Source organism: Streptomyces atratus (genome assembly GCF_014648655.1).
In the GTDB taxonomy this organism is placed as follows: domain Bacteria; phylum Actinomycetota; class Actinomycetes; order Streptomycetales; family Streptomycetaceae; genus Streptomyces; species Streptomyces atratus.
The window spans coordinates 1-6,289 of record NZ_BMRN01000117.1 but is presented as its reverse complement, the minus strand read 5'-3'; the positions used below and the strand labels follow the sequence as shown (position 1 = coordinate 6,289).

Below are 6,289 nucleotides of genomic sequence, written 5' to 3'. Positions count from 1 at the left end.
CCCAGTTCCACCCAAGCCTGGAGCGTGTCCTGGGCCCCCGTCTCGACCACCAGGCCGTCACCTGGCTCCTTGAACGCCACGGATCCCCGGCCGCACTGCGAAAGACCGAACGCCGCCGCCTCGTCGAACTCGTCCGGCCCAAGGCCCCGCGCATGGCCACCCGGACATAGAGGCACCCCCCTCGATCGGGCGGTCGCCTGCGACGGAGCCCGGCCGCGGCACGCCCGACGATTCAGCCCTGGAGGGAGGCGAGCCAAGCGGTCAGCAAACGGTTGACCTCCTCGGGACGCTCCTGCTGGATCCAGTGCCCGCAGCCGTCCAGGATGTGGGTGGAGGCCAGGCCGGGGAGGGTGGCTGGGTAGGCGTCGATCGCGTCGGCCATCCAGGTCGTGGAGGCGTCCAGGGCGCCGCCGATGAACAGGGACGGCTGCTTGATCGGGGCGCCGCCGTACTGGCCGAGGTCCTCCCAGTCGCGGTCCATGTTGCGGTAGCGGTTGAGGGCCCCGGTCATGCCGGTGCGCTCGAATTCCCCGGCGTACACGTCGAGGTCGTGCTCGGTCAGCCAGGCGGGCAGCTTGCCGCCGGGGAAGCGGTCGCGCAGTCGGCCGCCGGCGCGGGCCACAAAGTGCGGGTCGGGCTCGCCATGGGCGGGCATGGTGTCGGCGGACAGGGCCGCGTAGAAGCCCGCGAGCCAGCCCCGGAGGTCGGGCTCCATCTCCGCTTCGGCCCGGCCGGGCTCCTGGAAATACGAGACGTAGAACTCCTGGCCGCCGCCCATCTGCGCGAAGATGTCGGTGGGGCGGGGGCCGCCGGGCGGCGCGTAGGGGACGCTCAGCAGTCCGACGGCGCGGAAGACCTCGGGGTGGAGCAGGGCGGAGGCCGCCGCGATGTTGGAGCCCCAGTCGTGCCCGACGACCACCGCCCTCTCCTCGCCCAGGGCGCGCACCAGTGCGACGTTGTCCTCCACCAGGTCGAGCATCCGGTAGGCGTCCGTCGCGGCCGGCTTGGAGGAGCGGCCGTAGCCGCGCACGTCGAGCGCCACGGCCCGGTACCCCGCTGCCGCGAGGGCCGGAAGCTGGCGGCGCCAGGAATACCAGGACTCGGGGAAACCGTGGACGAGCAGGACCAGCGGGCCGGTCCCCTGCTCGACCAGGTGCAGGCGCACGGCGGGGGTCTCGATGGTTCGGTGGCGCAGGTCGGCGGACGGCTCGGGCTGGTGCATGGCTTCTCCTCGGTTCGCGGGCGGCCGCGGTTACCCACCGATCATGCGGCGCGGCGGCCGCCCGACGCGAGCACCCTTGCCATCCTGGCAAACTGGCAGGACAGGGCGGTGGAGGCGGCACGGCCGGAGGGAGCGGGGCGACGGTGACGGACGACGGCACAGCCGACACGCTGGCGGCCATGGGCCCCCGGCTGCGGACCGCGCGCGAGCAGCGCGGCGCCACACTCACCGGCGTCAGCCGCGCGACCGGCATCTCGCTGAGCACGCTGTCACGGATCGAGACCGGCCGGCGCAAGCCGACCCTGGAGGTGCTGCTGCAACTCGCGAAGGCGTACGACATCTCCCTGGACGAACTGGCCGGCACCGCACCCGTCGCCGCGGCCGGACCGCGCACCCCGATGCCGCAGCGCCCCGGCGACGACAAGGCGGTACTGCCGCTGACCCGGTACGTGGGGGGCCTGCACGCCCACAAGCACGTCCTGCCCGCCGTCGACGCGCCGCCGGCGCGGCCGCGGCAGGTCTCCCACGACGGCTACGAATGGCTGTGCGTCCTGTACGGGCGGCTGCGGCTCGCACTCGGCGAGCAGGACCTCGTCCTGAGCGCCGGGGACGTCGCCGAGTTCGACACCCGCACCGCCCACGGAGTCGCGAACGCCGGACCCGGCGGACCGGTCGAGTACCTGATCATGTTCGGACCGCAGGGAGAGCGCCTACGACCGCGCACCCCAGTCCTCGGCCGCGGGGCCCGGTAGGGCGGAGCACGGCGTCCTGGGACCACTCCCCCGCGACGGTGCCTGCAGCTCAACGGGAGGATCGGCCGACGGTGCGGCCGAGCCTCCCGGATCGTCGAAGGGATGCCGGAGCTACCGGCGTACGTGATGAACAACCGCCTCTCCGGGGACGGCTTGAAGTAGCGGCGGATGTTCCACACCACCCCGACCTGCGCCGAAGGCACGCTCACCGACCATCGCGGCGACCTCGCAGGCGGTGCAGTCGATCACCTGGGAGTGGATGGCCAGGGACTTCTTCTCCACGCGCCAGTTCTCCACGTGCCAGTAGATGAGCACGCCGCGGCCGCCGGAGCGCGAGTGCCACTCGGTGAACAGGTTCTGGTCGTAGGCGCGCACGTGGGTGGAGTCGGAGGCCACGGCGGTCGAACCCTGGCCCCACAGCTCGGTGCTGCGGGCGGCGAAGGTGGCGTTGGCGATCTGGATGGCGATGGCGCGGGCGGCCCCCGCCGAGAGGTACCGGTGGACATGATGACGGAACACTGAGCTGCTTCATCGACAGCCCTGGCCCGTACGAGCCGGGGCTTCGCTGCGCCTGCGGTCAGAGGCTGACGACGGCCCAGATGCGTCGCCCGTCCGGCCCGGTATCCGTGCCGCACCCTGTCACCCCGGGCACCGCAGTGATCTGGTGCAGGACGTCGTCGCCGTCCGGAGCGTGACCGGGTGCCAGGTCGGCCTGGTGGGACAGGGCGAGAATGCACGCCTGCCGGTCCTGGTCGGACACGTGAACGCTGAGGCGCCGGCCACTGTCGGCGACCGCCGCAGTGACGAGGAGCCCGACCACCGTGTCGATGACCGTCTGGTCGGGCCGATACCCCCACTGCCCCAACTGCGCCGCAACCTTGCGCTTCGCGATGCTCGCAGCCCAGGGGACGGACTCCAGCGACCAGTTCACACCGCGCCGGTTCCGCATCCCCACCCCCCGCCTGGCCGTCCGTACCACCGGGCCGGGGCCGGCCACCCGCCCGTCCACCGTGTCCGGGCGCGGCGGCGAGACGGGCTTCTTCGGCGGGGGCGGAGTCTTCGGCGGGTACGACGGCGGGTCAGGCTGTTCGGTCACAGGCTCGGCCATGGGTCTCCCGTCGTCCTGGGCGCATAGTGGGCGCCCTGACGCCAGGGTAGGCCGGTGAGGAGACGCACAGGGGTAGTCGGCGGTATCCGTCTGGCTGGTGCGGGCCTGGTGCCGACACTCCGACGCATCGCGAGTCCAGGCAGGTAGGAGACCTTGCAGCCCACATCTCGGGCCACGGTGAGCGGGAGGGCACTGTCGAGGCCCTTCCGTGCCGCCTGCTTCCCCGAACTGGCCAAACACCCCTTCCGGAATGTCACCGGATGACCCGCCGTCTTCCCCACCCCCAACAACAAGCAGACAAGTCGCACCCACCCTCGACTCACACTCCGGGAAAGCGATCCGGTTTTCCGGTCCCTTCGGTCCCTGCAGATGAGGTGTCGCTCAGGCGGCCCAGCACGACCGTGGCCAGACGCAGCGCGGCATGCAGCTCGCGCACCTCGGGACGGTGAGGCGGACGATGTCCGACCAGTCGCCGTTCAGCCCCGGCCAGGTGGCGAGCAGCACCTGCTCACCCGCAAGCCCCGGGTGGGCCGTGACGTCCATCCGGCCTTCGCGGGCCGGAACCCAGGGCAGCAGGATCTCGCCCGGCGGTATACGGGTGGGCGAGGTGAGCGGCGCCCGGACGACCTGGAGCCGGCCGCCGGGAAACGGCCCACCGCGGTGACCAGCGCGCCGCGCACATCGCCGGGCATCGGCGACTTCACCAACGTCCGCAGGTCGACCGGGCTGTCGTGAGCGCCGTGGTCCCGCACCACGGTCAGGGCCGGCCTGCGCGCGGTCGCCCGGGAGCGGGCGCCGGGGAAGGGGCGGCGGTTCCACGTGCGGGTCGCGAGCCGACCCCCGTCTCCAGCCGAAACGTGGTCATGAATACCTCCGTGCGGAAACACGACGCACGACAGCGCCGTACGAATCGTTCACACTCGCCCGCCGGCGTCCGGCACACACATCAGTCAAGTGATCGCAGGACAGCGGGTCAGTCGTCGGGCCGTTCGCGGTCGTCCAGCAGTTCGCCGAGGAAGGCGTCCCAGTCCAGGGCGTCCGCCTCCGCCTCCGCCGACACGATCTTGTACGTGGCCTCCAGCCACTCCCCGACCTCCGCGACAGGCAGCTCGAACACCGCACTGCTCTCCCTCGACTCCAACAGCAGCCAGGCCACCTCCCCCTCCTCCTGCACCGGCCACGCCTGCACGTCGCCCTCCCCGCTCTCCTCGTACAACCCCCGATACAACAGCTCGCGACCGATACGCCACGTCACACCCCGACCGCGCCACGGAGTGAACGTCATCGACACCACCATCGGCGACACCGCATCGAACCGGAACTCGGCCCGAATGGGATGCACCGGCACACCGTCCAGCACTCGCCGGACGTCCAGACAAAGAACCGGCAACTCCCCCGACACCGCCTGACCTGCCCGGACACCGGCCTGTTCGCCGTTCATGACGGAAATCCCTTTCGTGGTCGAGAAGCTCGCCCCGACTCTCCCCCACCAGCACACCCCACGACATCCGTCACCTGACCCTGGCACCGAATACGTCACCGCCACCCAACTCCCCGCACCGGCTGCCTCCACGCCCGGCACCCCCGCCCACCGGTACGTCATTTGACTGGCGCTGCAGGTCCGTTCGGACCGGGCGGCGAACCGGTCATGTCCGGAGGCAACCCGCGACGGGGTCCAGGCCATTGTCCAGGTATGAATGGCACACGTACCCCCGAACACGGCGCCTGCGTCCCACCCGCTCGTCCCGTCCGTCGACCCGGTACGGCACCGTCCTCGTCGTCAGCGCCGTGGCCGCGCTGGGTGGTTGCACCGTCGGAGGGAACACCGGCTCGGCGTCCTGGCCCGCCGATCCCGTGCGGACCACCGTCACCGCCGGCCCCGCCTCCGCCTCCGTCGACCGTGGCCGGCCATCGAGCCGGGCCGCGACCTGTGCAGAGACCGCCTCACGCAACTGCACGGCGATCACCACATGTGCCTCGTTCGCACCGGGCGCCAGATCCAGCATCCCCGACTCCACGAACCAGTCGTCCAGCAGCCCGGGCGTGGCCAGCTCCAGCAGCGCGGCGTTACGCCGCGCCCGCAGCGAGCCGACGAAGTCGAAGTGGCTGGTGTGATCACGGCGTCGGATCCGTCCTGGACGACCCCGTTCACAGGGCTGGGCCCGCACTGTTTCGCTGAGTTGAGTAGTTGAAGGTACGTCAGAGTTACACATGTGTGAACCTGTCCACCACACCTCAGCCGGTCTTCGGGGCTGCCAGGGTGTTGCCGCAGCTCCTACGCCCCGGTCACCGCCCCCGGTGCGGGCCCGATGCGGGAACCACGGACCGTCAGCCCCCCGTCGACAGTCCACGTCGTCAGTCCGCGAGCAGGTGGGCACGGCCGAACATCGATGCGGTCTCCCGTGCCGTCGGCGTACCGGTGTCCAGCTCCGCGCCGGCCTGCCGCAGTACCGCCACCACGTCGTCCGCGCCCTTGAACAGGGCGCCGGCGATGGGGGTCTGGTCCCGTGCGTTGCACACATCCGGGTCGGCGCCGAGCCGGACCAGGGCCCGCACGGTGTCGGCGTGACCGTGATAGGCGGCAAGCATCAGGAGCGTGTTGCCCGCCGCGTCGCTCACATCCACCGGGAGCCCGTGCTCCACGAACTCCACCAGTTGCTCGGTACTGCCCTGCCGGGCCAGATCCAGGCGACGGCCACGACGCCTTCCGTCTGCTCGGGGGTCAGCTCACCGCTGGTCATACGTGCATTCTCCGGCCCTGGGCGTCTGGCGTGTTCCGCTCCGGGGGTTCGGGGTCAGAGGTCCCCGGCTGCCAGGGCCTCGATCGCCTTGCGGACGCCTCTGCCGTAGGCCGGATCGGCCTGGGTGCAGTTGGCGATGTGCCGTTCGACGGTGCGCTGCGACGCACCGTCGATCGCGCGCGCCGTGTTCTCGAAGAGAGCCCGCTGTTGCTCGGAGCTCATCAGGCGGAACAGGTTACCGGGCTGCTCGAAGTAGTTGTCGTCGTCCGCACGGTAGTCGAACCGGTCGGCGACCGCTCCCACGGCCTGGCCTGGCTCACGGTAGGCGACCTAGATAGGAACATATCCACGTCAAGTGTGACCTGAGTGGGCGTTTAGGTATGCCTGGTGGAGCTATAACGCCTTTGTGGCCAGTGGCTTTTGAGGCGACTTGCCGCATGAGCGGGGATTGACATGCGCGAAGACG

9 protein-coding genes and 2 pseudogenes are annotated in these 6,289 nt (G+C 70.9%); 3 read left to right on the top strand and 8 right to left on the bottom strand.

Annotated features, from left to right (window positions below):
* Window positions 1–164: pseudogene (locus IEZ15_RS43200) on the top strand (IS110 family transposase); the annotation flags it as partial.
* Between the two features lie 68 nt (window positions 165–232).
* Here the strand turns inward: IEZ15_RS43200 and IEZ15_RS43195 are convergent.
* Window positions 233–1,222, bottom strand: a complete 990-nt coding sequence (locus IEZ15_RS43195) for an alpha/beta fold hydrolase (protein WP_189282402.1) — start codon at window positions 1,220–1,222, stop codon at window positions 233–235.
* A gap of 179 nt (window positions 1,223–1,401) precedes the next feature.
* Between IEZ15_RS43195 and IEZ15_RS43190 the strand changes: the two genes are divergently transcribed.
* A complete protein-coding gene (locus IEZ15_RS43190) occupies window positions 1,402–1,974 on the top strand; it encodes a helix-turn-helix domain-containing protein (RefSeq protein ID WP_189282403.1) in 573 nt (190 codons plus the stop codon).
* A gap of 111 nt (window positions 1,975–2,085) precedes the next feature.
* Here IEZ15_RS43190 and IEZ15_RS43185 read toward each other — a convergent pair whose 3' ends face one another.
* From IEZ15_RS43185 to IEZ15_RS43170, 4 genes are all read right to left on the bottom strand, one after another.
* Window positions 2,086–2,493 carry a Tn3 family transposase gene (locus IEZ15_RS43185; protein ID WP_373302774.1) on the bottom strand — a complete coding sequence of 136 codons (408 nt, stop codon included), beginning with the start codon at window positions 2,491–2,493 and terminating at the stop codon, window positions 2,086–2,088.
* A gap of 58 nt (window positions 2,494–2,551) precedes the next feature.
* Window positions 2,552–3,082 (bottom strand): hypothetical protein, encoded by a 531-nt coding sequence (locus tag IEZ15_RS43180; protein ID WP_189282401.1) that lies wholly within the window; start codon window positions 3,080–3,082, stop codon window positions 2,552–2,554.
* Window positions 3,083–3,463: 381 nt separating this feature from the next.
* Window positions 3,464–3,625 carry a hypothetical protein gene (locus tag IEZ15_RS46230; RefSeq protein ID WP_229846581.1) on the bottom strand — a complete coding sequence of 54 codons (162 nt, stop codon included), beginning with the start codon at window positions 3,623–3,625 and terminating at the stop codon, window positions 3,464–3,466.
* Between the two features lie 430 nt (window positions 3,626–4,055).
* On the bottom strand, window positions 4,056–4,523 hold the full coding sequence (locus IEZ15_RS43170; RefSeq protein WP_189282400.1) for an SsgA family sporulation/cell division regulator: 468 nt from the start codon (window positions 4,521–4,523) through the stop codon (window positions 4,056–4,058).
* Here IEZ15_RS43170 and IEZ15_RS43165 point away from each other — a divergent pair.
* Window positions 4,522–4,689 carry a hypothetical protein gene (locus tag IEZ15_RS43165; RefSeq protein ID WP_189282399.1) on the top strand — a complete coding sequence of 56 codons (168 nt, stop codon included), beginning with the start codon at window positions 4,522–4,524 and terminating at the stop codon, window positions 4,687–4,689. The genes IEZ15_RS43170 and IEZ15_RS43165 overlap by 2 nt on opposite strands.
* Before the next feature lie 39 nt (window positions 4,690–4,728).
* On the opposite strand, the gene IEZ15_RS43160 is transcribed toward IEZ15_RS43165, so the two are convergent.
* From IEZ15_RS43160 to IEZ15_RS43150, 3 genes and pseudogenes are all read right to left on the bottom strand, one after another.
* Window positions 4,729–5,295, bottom strand: a complete 567-nt coding sequence (locus IEZ15_RS43160) for a hypothetical protein (protein ID WP_189282398.1) — start codon at window positions 5,293–5,295, stop codon at window positions 4,729–4,731.
* A gap of 142 nt (window positions 5,296–5,437) precedes the next feature.
* Window positions 5,438–5,823: pseudogene (locus tag IEZ15_RS43155) on the bottom strand (ankyrin repeat domain-containing protein).
* Between the two features lie 54 nt (window positions 5,824–5,877).
* The gene (locus IEZ15_RS43150) at window positions 5,878–6,126 is read right to left on the bottom strand and encodes a catalase-related domain-containing protein (protein ID WP_229846579.1); all 249 of its coding nucleotides are present in this window, start codon (window positions 6,124–6,126) and stop codon (window positions 5,878–5,880) included.
* Between the last annotated feature and the right edge of the window lie 163 nt (window positions 6,127–6,289).